We start from the raw sequence: 21,696 nt of genomic DNA on the forward strand, positions 1-21,696 counted from the left end.
TAACTCGCCCAACACCAGACCACCGCCCGGACAAGTCAGTCTTGTTCGGGCGGTTTGCGATTTAGGATGATCACATCGCATCCATCAATTACATGGCCGTTCCATTCCACGGGATCAGCGTTGTAGTTAATCAGGATCTCGTGATCCGCAGTTTCGCGGCGGCGCAGGCCACGTGGCATTGGTTGCAAGGACAGGCCAATCTCTTGAGCGGCCAAAGCAATCACGCGGTCCCAAAGGGCCTCGTCCGGAAACCCCGCCAGATACCAAAGCCCATCAGCGCCTTTCAGCGCCGGGGACTTGTCCTGAAACAGAAGCAGATTGGGGGCGTCCCCTGACACGCGGTCGACCCAGTGTTTCGCAGCTCCGCCGCCGACGACCGCGCGGTCAACGTTGGGGGGTAGCGTTTCCACAAGGTCAACATTGCAACTAAGTGCCTTCAGGCCGGGACGGCCTGTCTGGGGTATTTGAAATTCAGATGTGATTGCCCCTGTTCGGGGCCCGAGGATGGCAAGATCACAGCTTTCCGACAGCCTGCTTTCAAACCCGTCATCCAGCGTTGCCAGACCGGGGGCAAGGATCAGCCTGTACTTTTCCGCGGACTTGTCCGCTGAAGTTACGAAATCAACAGACAACCCAGCACGGCGAAGGGCGCAATAGGCCGAAAAAACCAGCCGAAAGTAATCGAAACCGGCACCTTGCGGCTGTGTTCTCCAAGCCCAGTCCGAGGCGTAGTCGAACACGATTGCAACTGGGGCACGCGATGGCCTCACTTCCCCCAATCCGGTCAGAACGTCTGCGGTCTGCCTGACCTCATCCAATGCAGGAGCGGGGCGATTGTCCGGTGTCAACAGACCGGCATGCATCTGTTCCTGCCCGAACGGGGCCTGCCGCCAACGAAAGTAGCTTATCACCTCGGCACCATGGGCGACGGCCTCAAGGGACCAAAGCCGAACCATTCCGGGCAGGGGGGCTGGGTTATAGGGGGCCCAGTTCACCGGTCCGGGTTGTTGTTCCATCACCCACCAGCGCCCGCGCCCAACAGCACGATAAAGATCATGGTGAAAGGCCTGCATGTCCGGATCACCCTGCTGCAGAAACGCAGATTTATGATCCTCATCCGCTTCAAGCCTGTCAGACAGAAAACCGATGGGATAGCTGTCCCACGTGGCGATATCGAGGTCTTTGCCCACCGCGAAATGGTCGAATTCCAACACGCGGCCCATGTAGTTGTGCAGCAATTGTGCATCCGTCAGCGGACGCAGTTCATCTACCTGCACCTTATTGAAAGCCGCGACCTGATCAGAACTGAAGCGACGAAAGGCCAGGACATGCGCCGGGTTCGGCTCGGTCACCGTCAGGTTTGGAAGGTCGATCTGGTCGAATTCACTGTATTCCATTGACCAGAACACGTTACCCCAGGCTTCATTCAGCGCGTCTATGCTCGTGTATTCGGCGGCGAGCCAAAGGCGGAAAGCCTGCAAGGCCGCCGGACTGTAGCTGATTGTGGTGTCATGACAGCCGTATTCGTTGTCGATTTGCCAGGCCACGACATGAGGATTGCGCCCGTACCGCTCACCCATGATCCGGGCGATGCGGCCGCATTCGTTCGCGTAACCCTTGTGACTGAAGCAATAGTGACGCCTTGATCCAAACTTTCGAGGGTTCCCCACAACGTCCACTGCCAGCATGTCCGGATGACGGTCCAGCATCCAGCGTGGTGGTGTTGCCGTTGGCGTACCCAGAACAATCTTCAGACCGGCCGAGCCAAGCGTTTCAATCGCCCGGTCCAGCCAGTCGAACTGCAATTCTCCCGGGCGGGGTTCCATCCTACTCCAGGCGAATTCCCCGATCCGAACCCAATGCAGGCCGGCCTCGATCATGCTTCTGGCGTCTTCTCGCCACATCTCTTCGGGCCAATGTTCGGGATAATAGCAAACGCCCAATTCCGGCTTCATAGGATGACCCGATATTCTGCCCTACCCTGACCAGCGCCGCGGGCGGCGAAGGTCATGCCATTGGTGGGTTGTGCTTCGATTACGTCCGCATCCAGACCCTGGCGGGCCGTTGTGCAGAACAAAGTGGTCAGGTCTTCACCACCGAATGCGGGGCACGAGGTGTGGGCGGCCGGAACGGAAACCGCGCGGAGAAAAGCGCCCTCGGGACTGTAAACAGCGACACGGCTTGCCCCCCATTGCGCGATCCAGATGTTGCCTGCGGCATCCGTTACGGCTCCATCAGGGTTCAGCCCGGCTTCGCGAAAGTCCAGAAACGTTGAGCTGTCGCCAATGGGCCAACCGGTTTTGCCCTCCAGTTTCCAACGACGCACCTGCCCGGCAGCGGTGTCCGCGAAATATGCGCAGGACCTGTCAGGTGCGAAGCAAATCGCGTTCGAGATTGTCACGTCCGGGACCAGTTGCCGCAATTCACCCCGCCAATATCTGTAGATCGCCCCGGCGCCGTGTTCAGCGTTTTTGCCCATGGTCCCGATCCAGAACCCGCCCCATGGGTCAGCCCGCCCGTCATTCGAACGTGTCACCGGGTTATCGGTTTCAAGCGGTGTGACCAGTTCCTTTCTGCCATTGCTCAGGCCAAAGCGCCACAATCCCGTTTCCGACGCAATCAGTAACGTGTCAAGATCCACCCAGCCAGCTGCAGAAACATGTTCGGCAAGATCCCAGCTTTTTTGCCCGGATTGATCCCTTGTCATCAGGCACCGGTTAAGGATGTCAAACCAGAACAACTGCTGCCGTTCCGGATGCCAGAGCGGCCCTTCGCCCAACGCGCAGGGACGCTCGTCATAGATTTCGGTCATTCCACGGCCTCATCATACGCCGCCACGATCTTTCCGGCGCGGTCGGCAATCTCCGTGACGCTCATTCCGGGTTTGAACAGGGCTGATCCGATTCCGAAACCGTCCGCGCCTGCCCTGATCCAGTCCCGGAAGTTGTCCGGGCCCGCTCCGCCGACGGCAAATACCAGTGTTCCGTCGGGAAGGACAGGGCGCAACGCTGCCAGTCCTGTGGGACCGGCAAGAATGCCGGGAAACAGTTTCAACCCGGTGGCGCCGGCGCGAAGTGCAGCGAATGCCTCGGTTGGTGTGTAGACGCCCGGCCAGCTTTGCATGTTCAGCGCAACGGATTTGCTGATGACATCCACATCGCAATTCGGGGAAACGATCAGTCTCCCGCCTGCGGCTGCAACTGCCTCGGCCTGTTCAGGTGTCAGCACGGTTCCTGCACCGATAAGAGCGCGACCGCCGAAGGTGGCGGACAAAATGCGGATGCTCTCCAGCGGGTCAGGAGAGTTCAGGGGGACTTCGATCCGGTCGATACCGGCCTCAAGCAGCGCTTGACCAACTGGGACTGCCTCATCCGGGCGCAATCCGCGCAAAATGGCTATGATCGGACGGCTCATGCGGTTTGCCTCGTGAGTTGACGCGCTTGAGCCAGACCTGCCAGTGTTACTAAAGTGGCGTCCGCCGTTTCCACAAACGCACCTTGTAGCTGTAGCGCCTTGGCGTAAACCTCTGATGGTCCTTCCGCGCCAATGATGGCCAGTTGTTGGCCCAGCCAGTAGGGGCGCGTGGCTGCAAGTTCCGCACCGATCAAAATACCGGAAAGGCGCGCGCGCGCCCCGTCCTTGCCCTGGCCATGCAGTAGGTCAGCCGCGCGCAGGCCGAATAGACGGGCCGCCATCTGCTCCGGCTTTGAAAGGGTGTCTGATAAGGCTTCCGCAAAAGCGGCCTCATCCCAGCCGGTGCCAACCGAGTGTTGCAGGACCGATTGCCCCTGAAGCAGATCAAACATTTCGCCGGTCATGAACGTGCGGAAACTGACGACCTCGCCAGCGCTGACCTGAACCCATTTCGTGTGTGTCCCGGGCAAGCAAATCACACCGTCCCAGTTTGGACGTGTTGCCAGAAATCCTGCGATCTGGGTTTCTTCGCCGCGCATGACATCGGCGGGATCGCTCTGTTTTAGTCCCGGCACCACAAACGCGCGAATATTCGGATCAGTGTCCGGCACACGGATTGGCATTTCCGGAAGCGGCGCGGACGGAACCGCAGAGTAGGGGGCCTCGACCCAACCCTGCCTGGCGCCAACCATGCCGCAGGCAACCACATCGGTCGGACCAGCGCCAAGCCAGCCTCCAATCAGGTCCAGCAGGGCCTGCTGAAAATCGCGCCCCGCAACACGTGACATGCCCCGGTCGGATTGGGCGTGATCCAGTACGGAATCGCCTTGCATTGCCCAGGCGCGCAGATGGGAGGTTCCCCAATCAACCGCGATCCATTCTGTGTTCATGTTCTCACCCCGTAACAACGACGCCGCCATCGACCACCATGCACTGCCCCGTCATCGCGCGGCTGGCGTCCGAAGCCAGAAACAGTGTCGGCGCAATCATGTCGTCCGGTGTCAGGTGTTCTTTCAGACATTGGCGCTCCATATGTGCCGCCAAATCCTCGGGCGTGGCCCACATGTCCAGCTGTTTCTGCGTCAGAACCCAACCGGGGGCCAGCGCGTTCACGCGGATTTTCTGCGGACCCAACTCGCGCGCAAGCGACCTTGTCATCCCCGTGATCCCGGCGTTCGATGTGGTGTAGATCGGATATCCCGCGTTGCCCATCATGTAGCTGATTGAAGAGAAATTGATGATCGACCCGCCGGCCTCCTGCATTTGCCGCGCGGCCTCCTGGCAGGCGAAGTAATAAGCCTTGAGGTTTACCTCAATCATCCAGTCCCAGAACTCCGTGGTGGTTTCGGACAGTCCGTGCCGTTTGTCGTTCGCAGCGTTATTGACCAGCACCTTGATCGGCCCGTAAGCCTCGGCGGCTTTTGCCATGGTCGCGTGCAGCAACTCTGTATCGGTGATGTCGCCCTGCAAGAACAGCGGTGCGCGCTCGTGCTTCTCGTGCATCTCGTCGACAAAAGCGCTGGCGTCCGAGCGGCCAATGAAGGCAACATTTGCGCCCTGTGCGAGGAATCCGTCGGTCAGGGACGCTCCGACGCCCGATCCGCCGCCGGTGATGAAAACGGACGCGCCGTTGAGGTCGTGGAATGTGGCGGCTTGGGTCATCAGTGGCTCTCTCGGGTCACAAGGCGGGTGTCTTTGCCGACAAGGAAATCAAGGTCTGCTCCCTGATCGGCCTGTAGCACGTGGTCGATATAGAGTTTCGCGTAGCCGCGGGAATAATGGGGGTCGTCCGGTTGCCACGCGGCGCGGCGGGCGTCCAGTTCCTTTTCATCGACCAACAGTTCCAGTTCGCCCTTGCTGGCGGAAACCCGGATGCGATCACCGGTTTTGACCAAGCCCAGCGTGCCACCGGCCTGCGCCTCGGGGCTGACATGCAGGATGACAGTGCCATATGCGGTGCCGGACATACGGGCGTCGGAAATGCGGATCATGTCGCGCACGCCCTCTTTCACCAGCCTGGCGGGGATCGGCATGTTGCCGACCTCGGGCATCCCCGGATAACCTTTGGGGCCGCATCCTTTGAGGACCAGAATAGTTTCGGGCGTCACCGGCAGATCGTCGCGGTCGATATTGGCCTTTAGGTCTTCGATACTCTCGAAAACATATGCCTCGCCTTCGGTTTCAAGCAGAGCGTCCGTGGCCGCCGAAGGTTTCACGATGGCACCGTTGGGTGCAAGATTGCCGCGAAGAACCCGCAGGCCCGCGGCGGGTTTCACCGGATCGGCAAAGGGACGGATGACGTCTGTGTTGAAGCATTCGGCACCCTCGTAATGGGCGGAAATATCCTTGTTCAAAACTGTTCTGGCCGGGCGCAGAAAGGGTTTGAGCTCGTTCAGAACAACCGGAACGCCGCCTGCGTAACAGAAATCCTCCATCAAGTACTTTCCCGAAGGCATGCAGTTGACCAGCAGGGGAATTTCGGACCCGATCTCGAAATCCTTGAGTGTCAGATCCACGCCAACACGACCGGCCAGAGCCAGCAGGTGGACAACCGCATTGGTCGAACCACCGACGGCGGCATTGGCGAGGATGGCGTTCTCGAAAGCTTCTTTGGTCAGGATGTCCGAGGGTTTGAGGTCTTCGTCGACCATCTCGACAATCCGCTTGCCGGTCATATGCGCCAGCGCCATGCGGCGGGCGTCGACAGCGGGCAGGGCAGCGTTGGTCGGCAGGCTCATGCCCATCGCCTCGACCAGAGACGCCATGGTCGAGGCCGTGCCCATCGTCATGCAAACACCTGCGCTGCGGGACATGCCGGATTCTGCGTTCATGAAATCCTGCAGGGTCATTTCCCCCGCGCGTATAGCCTCGGAGAATTTCCACACGTCGGTGCCGGAACCGATATCCTGCCCGCGATACTTGCCGTTCAGCATCGGGCCCGAGCTGACGACGATCGAGGGCAGATCAACCGAGGCCGCACCCATCAACTGGCCCGGCGTGGTCTTGTCGCAACCGCCCAGCAACACGACGCCGTCGATGCCATAGGCGCGGATAGATTCCTCGACATCCATCGCCAGCAGATTGCGGAACAGCATGGCGGTGGGCTTCATCTGGGTTTCGCCCAGCGACATCACCGGGAATTCGACGGGAAAGCCACCGGCCTCCCAAACGCCGCGTTTCACGCCCTCGGCCAGATCGCGCAGGCCTGAATTGCAGGGTGTCAATTCAGACCAGGTGTTGCAAATGCCGATGATTGGGCGCCCGTCAAAGGCATGATCAGGAAATCCCTGGTTTTTCATCCAGGAGCGATGGATGAACCCATCTTTGTCGAGTTTTCCGTACCAGTGTTGTGAGCGGCGCTTTTTCATTTCTTGTTTTGCTTTTCGTGGTTCGGGTTGGGTTTGAGTATTTGTGAAAAGATGAAGGTCAGGCCGCGCGGGCCGGGCGGCACCAATCGGGAAGCCAGTCGGAATGGGCAGTCAGCAGATCGGTAACCAGGCCTCGGATCTGCCGCAGGTCCAGTTCCGCTGCGGTGTGTGGGTCCATCATGGCCGCGTGATAGATATGCTCCGGGTTCTGCTCGGTCAGGGCGCGGACGGTCAATTCCTGCACGTTGATCTGAGTGCGCATCAGGGCGATCAGTTGTGGCGGAACATCAGCCACAATCGAAGGCTGAACACCGTTGCTGTCCACCAGACATGGCGTTTCCACCGCAGCGCCCAATGGAAGTTGCGGAATCTGGCCGGTGTTTGGCAAGTTGCCGTAGGCCGTATAAGGTTCGTCTGTGATGATGGCGTTCATGAGGTCGGCGGCGAATTCGTGACTGCGGATCACGTCTATGTTGCCCCCATCAGTCAGAGTTTTTGCCTTCTGCTGCCAGTCGGCGATCTGTTCCTCGCACCGGGTCGGGTACTCGTCCAGCGGAATCGAGAACTGCTCGATCAGATCATCGCGCCCGTCCTTGATGAACCACGGAACGTATTCGGCCAGATGCTCGGAGCTTTCCGTGCAGAAATAGCCCAAATGGTCCATCACCTCGTAGCGCACCTTGTTGGGGCAACGCGGCATCAAAAGAGGGGCTTTGGGAAGCTTCCCGGTGGCGTAGCCTTGCCGCAGGGCTGGGTAGAGATCGCGCCCCGCGTGCTCGAGTCGAAGGAAGAAGGCGACGTGATTGACGCCGGCCACCCGGTAGCGGATATCGCTTTTGGGCAAGTCCAGATCGTGGGCCAGTTCCTCGACCGTGTTCTGGACCGAATGGCAGAGGCCCACGTGTTTCAGCGACGGGAATCTTTCCGCCAGGGCCCATGTATTGATGGCCATCGGGTTGACGTATTGCAGCAGCGTCGCGTCGGGACAAAGCTGCATCATGTCCTGCGCCACGTCCCAGAGAACCGGAACGGTCCGTAACCCGCGCATGATGCCGCCAACCCCCAGCGTGTCGGCGATGGTCTGACGCAAGCCATATTGCTTGGGGATCTCGAAATCGGTGACAGTGCAGGGCTGGTATCCCCCGACCTGGAACGCGGTGATTACGAAGTCCGCCCCATCCAATGCTGACCGACGGTCGGTGTGGGTGGACACGGTCGCGCCGGTTCCAACCGAACGGATCATCGCCCTTGCTACGGCCTCGCTTTCCGCCAGGCGCACCGGGTTGATATCCATCAGTGCAAAATGGCTGTCGGCAAGCGCGGGGGTCAGCAGCGCGTCGCCCACTATGTTCTGCATGAAGATCGTGGAACCCGCACCGATAAAGGTGATTTTGGTCATTTGACTGCTCCGAGGGTCAGACCCGCGATGAAGTGTTTCTGCATGAGAAAGAACATGGCCACAGGCGGCAAAGCGGCGACGATCGAGCCTGCGCTCATTAACTGGTAGGCGGCCCGGAACTGAGCGTTGAAACTTGTGATACCGGCTGTCACGGGCTGGCTTTCTGCGCCTTGGGTCAGAACCACGGCCCAGAAGTAGTCGTTCCAGATGAACGTGAAGATAAGGACGCTGAGGGCAGCGATTGCAGGCTTCATAAGCGGCAGAACGACATACCAGAAGATACGCCACTCGCTGATGCCTTCGACCCGGGCGGCCTCGATCAGTTCAAAGGGCAGGGCGCGGATGAAGTTGCGCATGAACAGGGTGCAGAACCCGGTCTGGAAGGCGATGTGGAACAGGACCAGCCCTGTTTTTGTATTGTAGAGACCCAGTTGCAGCGTCAGGTCGCGCACGGGAACCATCAGGATCTGGAACGGCACGAAGTTGCCCGCCACGAACATGAAGAAGATCCAGATGTTTGACTTGAATTTGTAGATCCCCAGCGCAAACCCCGTCATGCAGCTGAGCGCGACCGCTCCGATCACCGTTGGGATGGTGATCATGAACGAGTTCAGCAGATAGCGCGGCATGTCCGAGTTGAAGAATACCTGACCGTAGTTGAACGCGCCTTCAAAGCTGGAGGGCATGCCCCAGTAGTTTGCGTTGGTGAAATCCGCTGCCGGTTTGACAGAGAACAGCGCGACGGCCAGCAATGGTCCCAACCACAGAAGCAGCGCCAGTGGCAGCATGGCCTGATAGGTAATCTGCGCCGAGCGGGGTTGTTTTTCGATGGGTTTGGGAAACATCTCAGTGCCCCTTCTCTTCGCGGTACATTGACCAGAGGAAATAAGCGATGAAGCACAGCATGATCAGGAACAGGATGACCGCGATGGCCGCGCCGTACCCCATGCGGAAGCCGTATTCGGACAGGGCGACCTCGAACATGTAGTAAGCCAAGACGCGGGAGGAACCGAAGGGGCCGCCCTGCGTCATGATCGAGATAAGGTCAAAGCTGCGCAGAGCACCGATGATGGTGACAACGAAGGCGATGAAAGTGGCCGGGCGCAGTTGTGGCAGGATGATGTGCCAGAGCATCCGCATGCCTTTGGCCCCATCAAGACGCCCAGCTTCGATCTGTTCGGGGTCAACGGCATTCAAACCGGTGAGGTACAAGATCATGCAATACGCGGTTTGAGGCCAGAGGCCCGCCAAGATGATGCCATAGGTGACAAAACGTTCGTCTCCTAGGACATTCAGCGGTCCGGCGCCAAATAAACCCAGGAACTCGTTGAGAAGTCCGAAAGTCGGATCGTAGAACCATGTGAAGACGAGGCCCACAACGACCTGAGAGATGACGAACGGGAAGAAGAAAAGCGACTTGTAGAGGCGAATGCCCCAGACCGTTTGGTTCAGGAACAGCGCAATGAACAAGCCGGCGGGAATCGCAGCCAGATACAGGATCAGCCAGATCAGGTTGTTTTTGAGAGAGATGTAAAATGCATCCCGATCAACCCATTCCCAGTACAAATCCTCGTAGTTGCGGAACCCGACATATTCAGCCGCACCAAGACCGTCCCATTCATAAAGCGACAGGTTAAAGGACTGAAACACCGGAATGATCACATAGACCATAAAGAACAGCAGGCCGGGGGCCAGAAACAGCCAGGGCGCGATGCGCTGCTGATTTCTGTGAAACCAGCTTTCCTGTTCGGGGACGTCGACGGCAGACATGCGGATACTCATGGTTTAGGTGGAAGGAGCAAGGCAGGTTGGCACCCGCCTTACACAGGTTCAGGTGCAGGCCGGGCGTGTGCTCGGCCCGACCGGATTAGTTTTCGTAAATGCGCTCACGTGCGCGTTCCAGCTTGGCCAGGATACGGTCCAGATTGTCCGGTTTGACCATGAATTCCTGGAAGCCTTCCATAGACACTTTTGCCATTTCCGCCGGTGCATCCCGGTCCCAGAATTGCGCCACGCCGCCCGGGCTGTTCGACGACAACATCTGGAAACCCTGCTGGAGGAATTTGTCATCATCCACCGAGGATTGTGCGTTCACCGGCAATTGCCCAAGGTTCGAGCCATTGTTGATTTCGGTCTGCTCTTCCGCAGAGACCACAAAGCGCAGGAACTCACGCGCTGCTTCCTTGTTCGATGCATTCGCAGGAATGTGGAATGTATCTGTCGGGGCATCTTCAGCCATTTCGACATCAGGGTTGATGGAAACGAACTGGTAGAAGTCCAGCTGATCGTCGGTCAGGCCGCCATCCCTTAGCGGCGCGACAGCGAAATTCCCCATCAGATATGCAGCCGCTTCGCCGTTTACCATGAAGGGCAGGGCCTCTTGCCAGCTGTAGGTCTGGTGATTGTCGATGAATGCGCCCATGTCGATCAACTGTTTCCAGTTGGCGAAGGTTTGCTTGACCCGGTCGTCTTCCCAGCTGATTTCGCCATTGGCAAGCTGGTTGTGGAAGTCGAAGCCGTTGGTGCGCATATTCAGGTAGTCGAACCAGCCGCCTGCGGTCCAAAGGAATTTGGTGCCGATGGTATAGCAGGCGCGGCCCGAGTCGACGATTTTCTGGCAGTTGGCCAGTTCCTCTTCCCAGGTGGTGGGTTCGCTAAGGCCCAACTCATCAAAGATGTCTTTGCGGTAATAAACTCCCCACTGGTAGTAGGTGTAGGGTACACCCCATTGCTTGTCATCGATGGTCATCGCGCCCTTGGTCGAGGCGAGGTTTTCAGCAATCTCAGGCTCGGCCCACAGGTCTGAAACATCCTCGAACAGGCCTGCTTCGACATAAGGCTTCATGCGGTTGGCGGCATACCAGGTGGCAACGTCCGGCGTGTCGGCGGTCAGGAAGTTGCGGATTTGCGTCTTATACGCCTCGCGGTCGATCACTGTGGTTTCGATTTCCAGCCCCGGGTGCTTTTCAGCGAAGCGGCCGATCATCGCTTCCATCGTCGCGCGCGGCGCCGGGTTGGATGTGTCCAGGAAAATCCGCAGCTCACCAGTGAGTTCGGCATAGGCCGGAACGGCAAGTGCAACGCTCATGGCCAGCGCGGCCGTTGTGCGCTTGTAGATGGAATGCATGGTTTCCTCCCTTAGCTTCCACATTTAGGTTCCACATAGTGAAACTTAGTTTTATATATTGAAAACTACACATCGACTCGGTTAGTCTTGTCAAGACCCACGTGCTGTCGGCCGTGGGCAAACGGAGGAGAAAAGCGCCCGTGGCAGGTGATGGAACAATTGGGAAAGCATGCGATGTGCTGGATCAGGTGGCTGCATTCGGACGCCCGGTCCGTTTCGCGGAGCTGCTGGACAACAGCAATTTCCCCAAGGCGACGTTGTACCGGTTTCTGCAATCGCTGACCCACCAAAGGATGCTGTCCTACGATCCCGACCGTCAGACCTATGCACCTGGCCTGAGGTTGGTGCGGTTGGCGCATGATGCCTGGACCCAAAGCTCACTGGCCCCGATTGCCCGCCCGTTTCTCGACGCGCTAAGTCAGGAAACAGGGGAAACAGTTCACCTTGCACAGCTTGATTCCAGTCAGGTTTTGTATGTCGACAAACGTAACGCGGCGCAGCCGGTCGAGATGTTCTCGCAAGCTGGCAAAGTCGGCCCCGCATACTGCACAGGAGTCGGCAAGGCGATGTTGGCGCATCTGGATGACGAGGCGTTGACCAAGGCGGTGTCGCAACAAAGCTATCACCGGTTTACCGACAAGACACTGACCTCGGAACAGGCGCTACGCGCGGATCTGGAACTGATCCGGCAGCGCGGATATGCGATCGACGATGAAGAGCACGAGCCCGGCATCATCTGCATCGCATGCCCGATCCTGACGTCGGGGGGCCGCATGTTGGGCGCAATTTCCGTAACCGGTTTCACGGAACGGATGGATTTCACCCAGCTCGAAGCCTGGATTCCCCGTGTCCGCCATGTGGCCGATCAGATCGGTGCCGAAGCTCAGGCATGGCAATTCCCAGAATCCCGTAGGACCACCCGCAAAGACAGGATGCATGCGACATGACCGGAGTTACACTAAACGGCGCGATCAAGCGGTACGGCCAGACACAGGTCATTCACGGCATAGATCTTGAGATCGAAGATGGTGAATTCTGCGTATTTGTGGGTCCGTCAGGTTGCGGCAAGTCCACCCTTCTTCGCATGATCGCCGGGCTTGAAGAAACGACCGAAGGGCAAATCAACATCGGTTCGCGGGATGTAACCCATATGGACCCGGCAAAACGTGGTGTGGCAATGGTGTTTCAGACCTATGCCCTCTACCCGCACATGTCGGTGGCGGAAAACATGGGCTTCGGTTTGCGCATGAATGGTGTCTCGAAAACCGAAATCGACAAGAAGGTGCATGAGGCATCGGAAATTCTGAAGCTGGACCAGTACCTGAAGCGCAAGCCGAAGGCTTTGTCGGGTGGCCAGCGGCAAAGGGTGGCCATCGGGCGCGCCATCGTTCGCGGGCCCGAAGTTTTCCTGTTTGATGAGCCGCTTTCGAACCTCGATGCCGAGTTGCGGGTTGAGATGCGGGTCGAGATTGCGCGACTGCACAACGAAATCGGCGCGACGATGATTTATGTCACGCACGATCAGGTCGAAGCGATGACCATGGCCGACAAGATCGTCGTGCTGCGGGACGGGCGGATCGAACAGGTCGGCGCTCCGATGGATTTGTACCGTGATCCGGACAATCGGTTTGTGGCCGGTTTCATTGGCTCGCCCGCGATGAATTTTCTGGAATGCGATGTCGTTGATGGTCAGGTCAATCATCCTGCACTCAATCAATCGATTCCGGTTACGGCGTCCGTGCCTTCGGGGGCCAACAAGGTCACGCTGGGCATTCGGCCAGAGCATATCCAGATTGATCGCGGCAGCGAGACCTGCACCGTTGACCTGACCGAAGCGCTTGGCGGGGTGTCGTATTCTTACCTGGTAACGCCAAATGGCGACCGGTTGATTGTCGAAGAACGCGACGATCAACGCAGCACGCAGGGCGAGCGAATTGGCATTTCGGTCCGACCTGACCGCGCATTGCTGTTCGACCCCGAAACCGGGCAGCGCCTGCGCTGAATCTGACACCCAAACCCTGATCAAACAGCGCATCGAGCCACCGGTTCGGCGCGTTTTGCTTTGGCGCAGAATTTTTATGGATTTTGTATCCAATATCCGTTATTTCGATTCGAAACGGCTCTGACCTGATTTCCTCCTGCCGTACGAAACGCTGCTTCCAAAGGATTTGCCCCATGCCAAAAAATGTCTTCACCGGCACCATGCCCGCCCTCATGACGTCCTGCACACCGGACCGCAAACCGGATTATGACGCACTGGTCCGCAAGGGTCAGGAGATGATCGATGCAGGGATGTCGGCGGTTGTCTATTGCGGTTCGATGGGGGATTGGCCCCTGCTGACCGACGAACAGCGGATGGAGGGGGTCGAGCGTCTGGTTGCCGCCGGACTTCCGGTTGTCGTGGGCACCGGGGCCATAAACACAAAATCCGCCGTGGCCCATGCCGCCCACGCGCAAAAAGTGGGCGCCGCCGGCCTGATGGTGATCCCGCGCGTTCTGTCACGTGGCAGTTCGCCGGCGGCGCAGAAGAACCATTTCAGGGATATTCTGACTGCGGCGCCCGACATTCCTGCCGTGATCTACAACAGCCCCTATTACGGATTCGCCACCCGCGCCGAGTTGTTCTTTGCGCTGCGGGCCGAACACTCCAATCTGATCGGGTTCAAGGAATTCGGTGGCAAGGATGATCTGCGCTACGCAGCAGAGAACATCACCAGTCAGGATGACAATGTGACCCTGATGGTAGGCGTCGATACCGAAGTCTTTCATGGCTTTGTAAACTGTGGCGCGACTGGTTCGATTACCGGAATCGGCAATGCGCTGCCGCGCGAGGCGCTGTTGCTGGCGGCGTTGTCGCAAAAAGCCGCCACCGGAAGCGCCGAGGCCCGTTTGCGCGCTCAGGAATTGACCGAGGCGTTCCATGTTCTTTCCAGCTTTGACGAAGGCCCCGATCTGGTGCTCTATTACAAGCATCTGTTAGTGCTGAACGGTGAACCGGAATACCGCCTGCACTTTAACGAAAGCGATGAGTTGAATGATGCACAGCGCAACTATTGTGAACAGCAGTATGAACTGTTCAAAAGCTGGTTCGCCGACTGGTCAGCGCAGGGCGGGGTGATCGCTGAATGCATGTGATCGACAGCCATACCGGGGGCGAGCCCACGCGGGTGATCCTGGATGGCGCACCTGATCTGGGCAATGGCGCCATGGCCGAACGAGCCCGGCGACTGGCGACCGAGCATGAGGAGTTTTACCGCTCCATCATGCTCGAGCCGCGCGGGCAACCGGCCATGGTTGGCGCATTGCTGGTCGAACCGGTTGATCCGACTTGTGTGACCGGCGTGATTTATTTTGACGTAGACGCGGTGCTTGGCATGTGTGGTCATGGCACCATTGGTCTGACCGTGACATTGGCCCACTTGGGTCGGATCGGGCAGGGCACCCATCGCATCGAAACTCCTGCGGGGGTGGTGACGGTCGAATTGCATGACGCAAACACGGTGACCGTCACAAACATCGAAAGCCGCCGGGTACAGCGCTCAGCCACCCTGGACGTGCCGGACAACGGGCCAGTGACGGGCGATCTGGCTTATGGTGGCAACTGGTTCTTCATTGTCGATCCCAGTCCAATTCCGGTTTGTGTCGGGAATATCGCAAAGCTGACGAACATGGCCGTCGCCATCCGCGAGGCTTCGATCGCGCAGGGTATTGGCGGCGAACGGGGTGAACCGGTTGATCATGTAATCTTTCAGGGAACGTCCTCGACGGATGGTGTGTACAGCCGCAACTTTGTCCTGTGTCCGGATGACAATTACGACCGCTCGCCCTGCGGCACCGGTAGTTCGGCACGGCTGGCCTGTTTGGCGGCGGATGGAAAACTGGCCCCGGGCGAGGAGATCGTGCAGGAATCTGTGATCGGAAGCACCTATCGCCTGTCTTATCAGCCGGGCCCGAATGGAGGTGTCATACCCTCGATTACCGGGCAGGCCCATGTCATGGCCGAGGCGAAGCTGATCTTTGCCGAAAATGATCCGTTCAAAGACGGGATTGCGACGTGACGCATTCGGACGTGGTGATAATCGGTGCCGGTGTCATCGGCATAACAACTGCGCTTGAGCTGCAGCGTCGGGGTCATAATGTCCGCGTGCTGGACCGCGAAGGCGTCGCGGCGCAGGCTTCTGCCGGCAATGCCGGAGCGTTTGCCCTGACCGAGGTCGAGCCGCTGGCGACGCCGGGCATCATGCGCAAGGCACCTAAATGGTTGCTGGATCCGCTGGGGCCTTTGTCAATTCCCCCTGCCTATGCCCTGCAGATCATTCCTTGGATGATGCGGTTCTGGCAGGCCAGCCGTCCGCGCCGGTATCACGAGCTTCTGGCCGCACAGGCGGGCCTCATGCGCCTGTCGGGCGCTGCGCTGGAGCGTCTGATTTCGGACGTCGATGGCGAGGCGCTGATTCAGCGGGATGGTCAGATGCAGCTTTACGAAGGCGAGGCAGAGTTTCGTGCCAGCCTGCCCGGATGGGAAACACGCCGCCGTCACGGGATCGCGTTTGAACTGCTGGAAAACCGTGAAGCCATTGCCGAGTTGCAGCCTGGTCTCAGCCCCCGCTTTACTCATGCCGGTTTCACACCGGGTTGGATGAACACGGTCGATCCAAAAACTTGGGTAGGCCATCTGGCGCAAGCGTTTCTGGATCGCGGCGGCCGGATCGAGCAAATGGAAATTAGCGCCGTTATTCCCCGGGACACATCGGTGCAACTGAGCCATGCCGGTGGAACAGTCGAGGCCGACAAGGTTGTCGTCGCTTCCGGTGCGTGGTCGCATGAACTGGCGCGCACTCTGGGCGATCACATCCCGCTGGAGACCGAGCGCGGGTATAACACGACCCTGCCCGAGGGCGCCTTCGATCTGCGGATGCATCTGACCTTTTCCCGCCACGGATTCGTGGCCAGTCGCATCAACGGCGGCGTGCGCATCGGGGGTGCTGTCGAGCTTGGTGGGCTGAAACTGCCGCCGAACTTCCGGCGGGCGGACACCCTTTTGCAAAAGGCGACGCAGTTCCTGCCGGGGCTCAGGACCGAAGGTGGCACGCAATGGATGGGATTCCGCCCGTCGCTACCGGACAGTATTCCGGTGATCGGCCCTGCACGCCGTTCCCGCAATGTGATCTATGCGTTTGGCCATGGTCATCTGGGTTTGACGCAGTCAGCAGGGACCGCTGAAATGGTCGCCGACATCCTTGTCGATGATACTCCTGAGATTTCCCCTGATCCTTTTTCTGCTACCCGGTTTTAAGGAGCCCTCATGCGCAGCGTGAAGACAATTCATGTGATTTCAGCCCATGCCGAAGGCGAGGTCGGGGATGTGATCGTTGGCGGTGTCGCGCCGCCGCCGGGCGACACGCTGTGGGACCAGCGTTCGTTCATCGCAAAAGATCAGACCCTGCGAAATTTTGTCCTGAACGAACCGCGGGGCGGAGTGTTTCGGCATGTAAACCTGCTGGTGCCGCCCAAACATCCTGACGCTGATGCGGGATTCATCATCATGGAACCTGAAGATACGCCGCCGATGTCCGGATCGAATTCGATCTGCGTATCGACCGTGTTGCTGGATGGCGGCATCGTCCCGATGCAGGAGCCCGAAACCCATCTGACGCTGGAGGCGCCCGGCGGCCTGGTCCGTGTCCGGGCCGAGTGCGAGGGCGGCAAGGCCAGACGTATCTTTGTGCAGAACCTGCCCAGCTTTGCCGACAAGCTTGGCGTTCCACTCGAAGTTCCGGGCGTGGGAACGTTGCAGGTCGATACGGCCTTTGGAGGGGACAGTTTCGTCGTCGTCGATGCCGCCGCTCTGGGCTTTGAGATCACCGAAGACGAGGCGCGTGATATCGCGCGTATGGGTGTTGCAATCACAAATGCGGCGAATGAACAGATTGGTTTTTCCCATCCCGAAAACCCGGATTGGGATCACATCTCCTTCTGTGCCTTCTGCGGTCCTTTGGAGGAAGCTCCCGAAGGGGTGCGCGGCAAGTCCGCCGTGGCCATTCAACCGGGTAAAGTCGATCGCTCACCCACCGGCACGGCGGTCTCGGCACGCATGGCGTTGATGGCCGCCAAAGGACAGATGCAGGTCGGCCAAACGTTCGAAGCCATTTCCATCATCGGTTCGCGTTTTACCGGTCGAATCGTCGAGGCAACACGGCTGGGCGATCGCGCGGCTATTGTCCCGGAGATCAGCGGCCAGGGCTGGATTACCGGCATTCACCAACACATGCTGGATCCCGATGACCCTTGGCCGGGCGGCTATCGTCTGAGCGACACCTGGGGCGTCTGAGGCAGCAAGGCCGACCCTTTTTCTGCGCCGTTTCATCTGGTTCACCCAACCCCGTGTCAATTTGCGCGCGTTCCGGTGATTGATCCCGGGGCCATCCTGTTTTATGGGAGGCCCTGTCAAATCAGAGTAACCAAGGGGCAGCATCCTGATCGTGCCCCTGCCGCGCCACGTTGATGTGGCATCAACTCTTGGATCGCACGCCCCTGAAAGGCTTAAAAAAGGTAAGGGAATATGGCAGAAAAATCGAACTTCGATATATTGTATACCATTGTAGACGAAGCGCCGGAGCTGGCGAGCGCATCGTTCCTGCCCATCATTCGCAAGTTCGCTTCGGCCGCTGGCGTGAGTGTCGGCACCAAGGATATTTCGCTGGCGGGCCGCATTCTGGCAACTTTCCCCGAGAACCTGACCGAAGATCAGCGCATCACCGATGATCTGGCCGCTCTGGGTGAGCTGGTGAAGACGCCGGATGCCAATGTGATCAAGCTGCCGAATATCTCGGCGTCGGTCCCGCAGCTGGTTGCAGCCATCGAAGAGCTTCAATCGCAGGGCTACAATATTCCGAACTACCCGGAAGAGCCTTCGACTGTCGAGGAAAAGGCGATCCGCGCACGTTATGATGCCATCAAAGGTTCGGCTGTTAACCCGGTACTGCGTGAGGGCAACTCGGATCGTCGCGCGGCCCGTGCGGTCAAGAACTACGCTCAGAAGAACCCGCATTCGATGGGTGAGTGGGTGTCGGACAGCAAAACCAAAGTGTCTTCCATGTCTGACAACGATTTCTATGCGAATGAGAAATCGGCAACTATCACGGCTGCTCAGGCGGGTGATGCCAAGATCGAATTTGTTGGCAAGGACGGCAGCGTGATCGTTCTGAAAGATGCCTGGCCTCTGGCCGAAGGCACTGTTGCCGACGCGACCTTCATGTCGGTCAAGGCACTGTCTTCGTTCCTGGCGGACGCCATCGAGGACACTAAAAAAGATGGCACCATGTTCTCGCTGCACATGAAGGCGACGATGATGAAGGTCTCGGACCCGATCATCTTCGGCTATGCGGTCACGGCATGGCTGGCACCGGTGTTCGAGAAGTTTGGCGCGGAACTGGACGCTTTGGGCGTGAACCCGAACTCTGGTCTGGGTGATCTTCTGGATCGCGTGAAGGGCAACGCCGACATCATGGCCGCGATCGACGCGATCAAGGCGGACCGTCCGTCGATGTACATGGTCGATAGCGACAAGGGCATCACCAACTTGCACGTCCCGTCGGACGTGATTATCGACGCGTCGATGCCCGCCGTGATCCGTGCAGGCGGCAAGGGCTGGGACGAAACCGGCGCGAAGGGTGACACCAACTGCGTGATTCCCGACCGCTGTTATGCGCCCGTCTATGATGAGGCCATCAACTTCTTCAAAGCCAACGGCGCGCTGAACCCGGCAACTGCCGGTGCCGTGGCCAATGTGGGCTTGATGGCGCAGAAGGCGGAAGAATACGGCTCGCACCCGACCACCTTCCAAGCACCCGCCGATGGCACGATCCATATCGTATTGGCCAATGGTGAGACGCTGCATTCGCATGAGGTCGAAAAGGGCGATATATGGCGGTCCTGCACCGTCAAAATGGCTCCGATCGAAAACTGGATTGAGCTGGCGAAGGATCGTCAGCGCCTGACCGGTTCCGAGGCGATCTTCTGGCTGGACGCAAACCGCGCCCATGACGCAGAGCTGATCAAATACGTCAAACCGGCGCTTGAGGCGGCTGGCGTCGCGGACAAGTTCCTGATCATGGCCCCGCGTGAGGCGACCCGTCAGTCGCTGGAGACCATTACAGCAGGCAAGGATAGCATCGCGATCACCGGCAACGTCCTGCGTGACTACCTGACCGACCTGTTCCCGATCCTTGAACTGGGCACGTCGGCCAAGATGCTGTCGATCGTCAAACTGATGAATGGCGGCGGTCTGTTTGAGACCGGTGCGGGTGGCTCGGCGCCCAAACACGTGCAGCAGTTGGTGGAGGAAAACCACCTGCGCTGGGACTCGATGGGTGAGTTCTGTGCGCTGGGTGAATCGCTGAACTTCCTGGCCGACAGCAAGGGCAATACTAAGGCCGGGGTTCTGGGTGCTGCAGCCGAAGCCGCGACGCAAGGCATTCTGGACAACAACAAATCGCCCAGCCGCAAGGTTGGCCAGCCCGACAACCGCGACAGCCACTACTGGTTTGCACGATATTGGGCCGAGGCGCTGGCTGCGCAATCCGATGACGCCGATCTGGCCGCCGAATTTGCCCCGGTTGCCAAAGAACTTGCCGACAAGGAAGAGCAAATCCTGTCCGAACTGGCTGCGGCGCAAGGCGCGCCCGCCGATCTGGGTGGATACTATCACGCAGATCCGACGAAGGCAGCCGCGGTCATGCGCCCCAGCGCGACGTTGAACGCCATTATCGGGTAAAACTATCCAGGGCCGTGCGTACCTGTGCGGCCCTTTACGGATAGTAAATATCCAATGAGCCAAGTAAAAAGGGACTGACCCCCAAAGTCAGTCCCTTTTCAAGTGAGTGGAGAGGCTCAGGCCTCACCGGTGCTGTTGGGGTCAGAATATCAAACCCGGCAGCTTCCGATATTGGGGATTTCCCGTAGTTGGGGAGTTTTTTGCCCGTCCGAAAGCAGACCGAGTGCCGTTATTTGGATATTGGTGCTGGCAGGCTGAGATAATGCAGCCGCTTCATTTCCCGCCGTCCGACGGTCACCGTGTCCAGAATAATCCCGGATACAAAGGACAAAAAGGCGATCAGCTTAGGCTTCTTTCAGTTCCGTGATGCGGCGCCCAACCACCATGTCCAGGCCAGGGCACTGGGTTATCACGAACAAAAAAGGGGCCGGTTGCGGAACCGGCCCCAGTGTATCAGCTGAACCGAGGGATCAGTTCGAAGCTGCCATAAGTTTCTCGTTGTGCTCGCGCAGCGTGTCAGAAACGATGGCGTACCATTCGCCGGATTCACGCATTTCGTTCAGGCCCTTGTTCAGCATCGCCAGATACTGCTTGCCGAACGGGTTGCTCCGGTGGCTGATGAAGCGCAGCGAAGACAGCGAGGTCACGAAGGGGTTTTCCACCATGTCGTTCTGGTTCAGGCCCATTTCGACCATGGTGTCCGAGAACAACTGAACTTCGAACGTCGCGACGTCGGCGGTACCTGTCAGAACAGCGTCGAGGCATTCGCGCGCGGTGATGGGTTGCATCAGGGTCATGGATTCGCCGTTGTGCAGGCCTTCCTGTTCCAGATCGTGGATGAACCAGCCGTCCATGCGGCAGATGGTGGACCCTTTCAGCTCTTCGAAAGTTGTCGCGCTTGCATAGCTGCTTTCCGGCAGGGTGTAGAACCCGACCACGATGTCATAAACCGGAACGGACGAGTCGAACTGGGTGCAGCGCACTTCAGTTTCCCACGACCATTCGTAGGTGCGGTTGGTGCAGTCGGGCATGTTCCACGCCATGGATACGTCAAACGCCCCCAAAGGCAGCAGCGTTTCCAGGTGCGAGTTCCAGTCGTCCACGAAGCTGACCGAATAGTCGCGGGCGTTGCCGCCACGCTGCAGGGCAGTGGTGCCCAGGCGGGTGATTGCACCGCCGCCGTTCAGCGATTCATCGGCAAACGGTGCCCAGCCATTGCCGGTGACCAGTTTGATCGGCGGTTGGTAGACGCTCGACCGCTTTACGCTGGCCGCGCGCTGTTCTTCCGCCGCGATGATTTCCTGTGCGGTCTGACCGTTGGGCAGGCTGCCGTCCTCACAGGGCAGGGCCAGAACCAGGCCCGGCTCCAGTGCGTTCGGGTTCGTAATAACGTTGCGGTTCGCGTTGAAGATCGGCTGATAGTTCGACGTTCCATAAGCCGCGATGGCGATGGTTGCCATCGTATCGCCATCCTCGACGGTGTAGTTGGTACAGGCTTCCTGTGCCGCCGCCGCGGTTGCGCTCAGTGCTGTGACGGCGGTGGCCGACATTACCACTTTCTTCAGATCAATATTAAACATGTCCACTTCCTCCAGACTTTCTTGTGAGTCAG

General features: G+C 58.8%; 18 protein-coding genes. 7 read left to right on the top strand and 11 right to left on the bottom strand.

Features of this window, described 5'->3' with window-relative positions; genetic code table 11:
* Positions 1-35: 35 nt before the first annotated feature.
* From ACR0FE_RS12265 to ACR0FE_RS12310, 10 genes are all read right to left on the bottom strand, one after another.
* Positions 36-1,955 (bottom strand): beta-galactosidase, encoded by a 1,920-nt coding sequence (locus tag ACR0FE_RS12265; protein ID WP_480912920.1) that lies wholly within the window; start codon positions 1,953-1,955, stop codon positions 36-38.
* Positions 1,952-2,812 carry an SMP-30/gluconolactonase/LRE family protein gene (locus tag ACR0FE_RS12270; RefSeq protein ID WP_480912921.1) on the bottom strand — a complete coding sequence of 287 codons (861 nt, stop codon included), beginning with the start codon at positions 2,810-2,812 and terminating at the stop codon, positions 1,952-1,954. The genes ACR0FE_RS12265 and ACR0FE_RS12270 overlap by 4 nt, the downstream gene beginning before the upstream one ends.
* Positions 2,809-3,414, bottom strand: coding sequence for a 2-dehydro-3-deoxy-6-phosphogalactonate aldolase (locus ACR0FE_RS12275; RefSeq protein ID WP_170681339.1), 606 nt, complete (start codon positions 3,412-3,414; stop codon positions 2,809-2,811). Before ACR0FE_RS12275 ends, ACR0FE_RS12270 begins: the two co-directional genes overlap by 4 nt.
* Positions 3,411-4,304, bottom strand: a complete 894-nt coding sequence (locus tag ACR0FE_RS12280; RefSeq protein WP_480912922.1) for a 2-dehydro-3-deoxygalactonokinase — start codon at positions 4,302-4,304, stop codon at positions 3,411-3,413. Before ACR0FE_RS12280 ends, ACR0FE_RS12275 begins: the two co-directional genes overlap by 4 nt.
* Before the next feature lie 4 nt (positions 4,305-4,308).
* A complete protein-coding gene (locus tag ACR0FE_RS12285) occupies positions 4,309-5,076 on the bottom strand; it encodes an SDR family NAD(P)-dependent oxidoreductase (protein WP_480492027.1) in 768 nt (255 codons plus the stop codon).
* On the bottom strand, positions 5,076-6,782 hold the full coding sequence (locus tag ACR0FE_RS12290; protein ID WP_170619381.1) for an IlvD/Edd family dehydratase: 1,707 nt from the start codon (positions 6,780-6,782) through the stop codon (positions 5,076-5,078). Before ACR0FE_RS12290 ends, ACR0FE_RS12285 begins: the two co-directional genes overlap by 1 nt.
* Positions 6,783-6,840: 58 nt before the next feature.
* On the bottom strand, positions 6,841-8,181 hold the full coding sequence (gene melA, locus ACR0FE_RS12295; RefSeq protein WP_170611212.1) for an alpha-glucosidase/alpha-galactosidase: 1,341 nt from the start codon (positions 8,179-8,181) through the stop codon (positions 6,841-6,843).
* Complete coding sequence (locus tag ACR0FE_RS12300; RefSeq protein ID WP_170619379.1) at positions 8,178-9,026, bottom strand: carbohydrate ABC transporter permease; 849 nt, start codon at positions 9,024-9,026, stop codon at positions 8,178-8,180. Before ACR0FE_RS12300 ends, melA begins: the two co-directional genes overlap by 4 nt.
* 1 nt (position 9,027) lies before the next feature.
* Positions 9,028-9,951, bottom strand: coding sequence for a carbohydrate ABC transporter permease (locus ACR0FE_RS12305; RefSeq protein WP_480912923.1), 924 nt, complete (start codon positions 9,949-9,951; stop codon positions 9,028-9,030).
* 97 nt (positions 9,952-10,048) lie between these two features.
* Positions 10,049-11,308 carry an ABC transporter substrate-binding protein gene (locus ACR0FE_RS12310; protein WP_170611203.1) on the bottom strand — a complete coding sequence of 420 codons (1,260 nt, stop codon included), beginning with the start codon at positions 11,306-11,308 and terminating at the stop codon, positions 10,049-10,051.
* Between the two features lie 140 nt (positions 11,309-11,448).
* On the opposite strand from ACR0FE_RS12310, the gene ACR0FE_RS12315 reads away from it, so the two are divergent.
* From ACR0FE_RS12315 to ACR0FE_RS12345, 7 genes are all read left to right on the top strand, one after another.
* On the top strand, positions 11,449-12,255 hold the full coding sequence (locus tag ACR0FE_RS12315) for an IclR family transcriptional regulator (protein WP_480912924.1): 807 nt from the start codon (positions 11,449-11,451) through the stop codon (positions 12,253-12,255).
* Positions 12,252-13,310: an ABC transporter ATP-binding protein gene (locus tag ACR0FE_RS12320; RefSeq protein ID WP_480912925.1), complete on the top strand. Its 1,059-nt coding sequence runs from the start codon at positions 12,252-12,254 to the stop codon at positions 13,308-13,310. Before ACR0FE_RS12315 ends, ACR0FE_RS12320 begins: the two co-directional genes overlap by 4 nt.
* A 173-nt stretch (positions 13,311-13,483) precedes the next feature.
* Entirely contained in the window at positions 13,484-14,443 is a 960-nt protein-coding gene (locus tag ACR0FE_RS12325; RefSeq protein WP_480912926.1) for a dihydrodipicolinate synthase family protein, read from the top strand.
* On the top strand, positions 14,434-15,366 hold the full coding sequence (locus ACR0FE_RS12330; RefSeq protein WP_480912927.1) for a 4-hydroxyproline epimerase: 933 nt from the start codon (positions 14,434-14,436) through the stop codon (positions 15,364-15,366). Before ACR0FE_RS12325 ends, ACR0FE_RS12330 begins: the two co-directional genes overlap by 10 nt.
* Entirely contained in the window at positions 15,363-16,604 is a 1,242-nt protein-coding gene (locus tag ACR0FE_RS12335; protein ID WP_480912928.1) for an NAD(P)/FAD-dependent oxidoreductase, read from the top strand. The genes ACR0FE_RS12330 and ACR0FE_RS12335 overlap by 4 nt, the downstream gene beginning before the upstream one ends.
* 9 nt (positions 16,605-16,613) lie before the next feature.
* Complete coding sequence (locus tag ACR0FE_RS12340) at positions 16,614-17,639, top strand: trans-3-hydroxy-L-proline dehydratase (RefSeq protein ID WP_480907880.1); 1,026 nt, start codon at positions 16,614-16,616, stop codon at positions 17,637-17,639.
* 231 nt (positions 17,640-17,870) lie between these two features.
* Positions 17,871-20,084, top strand: coding sequence for an NADP-dependent isocitrate dehydrogenase (locus ACR0FE_RS12345; RefSeq protein ID WP_480912929.1), 2,214 nt, complete (start codon positions 17,871-17,873; stop codon positions 20,082-20,084).
* Positions 20,085-20,554: 470 nt separating this feature from the next.
* On the opposite strand, the gene ACR0FE_RS12350 is transcribed toward ACR0FE_RS12345, so the two are convergent.
* Complete coding sequence (locus ACR0FE_RS12350) at positions 20,555-21,664, bottom strand: transporter substrate-binding domain-containing protein (RefSeq protein WP_170611179.1); 1,110 nt, start codon at positions 21,662-21,664, stop codon at positions 20,555-20,557.
* Between the last annotated feature and the right edge of the window lie 32 nt (positions 21,665-21,696).

Source organism: Ruegeria sp. K7 (assembly GCF_056531785.1).